This window comes from Dactylosporangium sp. NPDC000555, from assembly GCF_040300025.1.
In the GTDB taxonomy this organism is placed as follows: Bacteria; Actinomycetota; Actinomycetes; order Mycobacteriales; family Micromonosporaceae; genus Dactylosporangium.
Genome location: NZ_JBEPDB010000010.1, coordinates 44642 through 47356, shown reverse-complemented (window position 1 = coordinate 47356; position 2715 = coordinate 44642). Strand labels below are relative to the sequence as shown.

3 protein-coding genes are annotated in these 2715 nt (G+C 74.8%); all 3 read right to left on the bottom strand.

Annotated features, from left to right (window positions below):
• Window positions 1–28 precede the first annotated feature (28 nt).
• The 3 genes from ABT297_RS09135 to ABT297_RS09125 are packed head-to-tail and all read right to left on the bottom strand — an operon-like array spanning window position 29 to window position 2552.
• Window positions 29–454, bottom strand: coding sequence for a hotdog family protein (locus ABT297_RS09135; RefSeq protein WP_350546543.1), 426 nt, complete (start codon window positions 452–454; stop codon window positions 29–31).
• Window positions 451–1560 (bottom strand): acyl-CoA dehydrogenase family protein, encoded by a 1110-nt coding sequence (locus ABT297_RS09130; RefSeq protein WP_350546540.1) that lies wholly within the window; start codon window positions 1558–1560, stop codon window positions 451–453. Before ABT297_RS09130 ends, ABT297_RS09135 begins: the two co-directional genes overlap by 4 nt.
• Window positions 1560–2552: a bifunctional MaoC family dehydratase N-terminal/OB-fold nucleic acid binding domain-containing protein gene (locus ABT297_RS09125; RefSeq protein ID WP_350546537.1), complete on the bottom strand. Its 993-nt coding sequence runs from the start codon at window positions 2550–2552 to the stop codon at window positions 1560–1562. Before ABT297_RS09125 ends, ABT297_RS09130 begins: the two co-directional genes overlap by 1 nt.
• Window positions 2553–2715: the final 163 nt, after the last annotated feature.

The following is a 2715-nucleotide window of genomic DNA, read 5'->3' as shown; positions in this document are numbered from 1 at the left end:
GCGGCCACTCCGCTGCGCTCCGTACCACTCATGCCACACCCCTTTCCGGGTTCCGGTCCGGCCAGGCGAGCATCGCGCTGCCGGTCAGGTGCGCGCCGATGGAGTTCTCGGCGCGGACGTCGACGACGGCGTGGACATCGCCGACCTCGGCCACCGTGCCGTGCAGCACCATGACGTCGCCGGCCTGGTTGGGCACGCCGAGCCGGATCCGCAGCGCCCGCAGCTCGGCGCCGGGACCGGCCCAGGCCCGGACGAACCGCTCGACCAACGCGTTGCTGGTGAGGATGTTCATGAAGACGTCCTTGGTACCGCTGTTCCGCGCCGCGTCCGGGTCCTGGTGCACGTCCTGGTAGTCGCGGCTGGCGATCGCGCTGGCCACGATGAATCCGCGGGTGAGCGGCACCGTCAGCGGCGGCAGCTCGGCGCCGGGCGTGACGTGGCTGGGCCGGCTCATCGGGCCACCCAACCGGACTCGTCGGACGCGATCCGGTCGCCCAGGCGGGTCAGCACGTCGTGGTCGGCGCCGAGGGTCCCGGCGAGCTGCCGCGCCCACAGGTAGAACCGGTGGGCCGGGAAGTCGAGGTCGAGGCCGATGCCGCCGTGCAGGTGCTGGGTACGGTGGACCACGTCCAGGCCGGCGTGCGCGGACCACCACTGCGCGACCGGCACCGACGTCGCGCGGCGCGCGGCGCGCTCGTCGACGTCGGCGACCGCCTGCCACAGCGTGACCGCCGTCGCCTCGATGTCCATGTAACAGTCGGCGAGTTGGTGCTGCACGGCCTGGAAGGTGGCCAGCGGGCGGCCGAACTGGTGCCGCTGCGACAGGTACGACGCGGCCAGCGCGAGCGCGCCTCGCATCACACCGAGCTGGGTCGCGCACACGCCCAGCACGGCGACGTCGAGGACCGCGGCCAGCACGGCCTCGGCACCGTCGTCGCCGTCGCCGAGGCGGGTCGCCGGCACGTCGCGCAGGCCGAGGTGCGCTGCGGGCGTGAGATCGGTGGTGGTCGTCGGCTCCCACGCCAGGCCCGGAGCCATGGCGTCGACGAGGAACAGCCCTGGGCGGCCGCCGGCCGACGCCGAGACCAGCACCGCCCCGGCGGCAGCGCCACCGAGCGGTACCGCGGTCTTCGTCCCGGACAGCCGCCAGCCTTCCCCGGCCGCCTCGGCCACCGCCGCGGGTGCCCACGGGTCCGCCGGCCCGAACTCCTCCAGCGCGACCGTCACCCGCGGCGCGCCGTCGGCGGCGCCCAGCCAGGCCAGCCGGGCCGGCTCCGGGGCGAAGTGGGCGAGCGCGTACGACGCGGTCAGCAGCGGCCACAGCGGCGCCGCCGCGGTCACCCGGCCCTGCTCCTCGAGCACGACCGTCGCCGCCGCCAGGCCGAGGCCGGCGCCGCCGTGCTCGGCGGGCAGGTGCAGGCCGAGCAGGCCCGCCTCCGCCAGGGCCGAACGCAGGCGAAGGTCCGTCTCCGCCGCCTCGGGCCCGGCGGCGAAGTCGGCGAAGATGCGCGCCGCCAGCTCCTTGGCCGCCTGTGCCGTCTCGTCCAGCGTGAAGTCCATCAGTGCGTCTCCTCCGTGACGATGCGGAAGGCCGGGAGCGTGAGCTCGCTGTCGAGCTCGACCCATTCCAGGGCCACCGGGGCGTCCACCCGGACGTCCTCCGGCGCGGAACCGACGATGTTCGCGATCAGGCGGGTGCCCTCCTCCAGCGCGATCACGGCGATCACGAGCGGGTAGTCGAAGGCGGGATGCCGCGGATGGTGCGCGACGGTGAAGCTGTAGACGGTGCCGCGCCCGGTGGCCTGCACGGTGTCCCATGCGAACGACCGGCAGTGCGGGCAGCACGGCCCGGGCGGGTGCCGCAGCGTGCCGCACGCCGTGCACCGCTGCACCAGCAGCCGGCGCTCGCGGGCGGCCTCGAACCAGAACCGGTTGTCCGGGTTCAGCGCCGGCCGCGGCCGCGGCGGGCGCGGCGGCTCCGGCTCGGCCGGGGCGCCGGGGCGGAACCGCAGGGTCCGCCAGCGCTGGGTCGCGACGACCGCGCCGGAGGCGTCGGTGTAGGTGCGCACCGTCTGCAGGAACCGTCCTGGCCCGAGTGCGGTCCGCTTCTCCGGCGACACCGACTCGAGGAACTCCTCGACCTCGATGTGGTCGCCGGGCACGAGCTCGCGCGCGAACGCGAACTCGGAGTCGGTGGCCACGACGGCCGTGTAGCCGGCAGAGGCTAGCAGGGCCAGCAGGCGGGACTCCTCGGTCTGCGGGCCGGTGCCGGCGACCCGGCGCTGGTGCGCCGCGTATCCGCGCATCGTCCACGCCTGGACCATCGCGGCGGGGGCGACCACGCCCGGCCGCCCGGTGCTCCGCGCCGCGGCGTCGTCGGTGAAGATCGGGTTCTCGTCGCCCATCGCCTCCGCCCAGTGGCGGATCATCGGCCCGTTGACGGGGTCCTGCGCCGGCGTGCGCGGCGACAGCACCCGGCCGACGAAGGCAGCCAGCGCCGCCTCGAAGTCCGCACCGGTCACGCCCTCCTCGCTTCGCTCCGGACCGGTCACGCTTCCTCCTCGCTTCGCTCGTCGGCTGCGTGACATGAACACTGAGCCAGCCAGTGACCGGCCCCTCCGCTTCGCTCCGGACCGGTCACGCTTCCTCCTCGCTTCGCTCGTCGGCTGCGTGACATGAACACTGAGCCAGCCAGTGACCGGCCCCTCCGCTTCG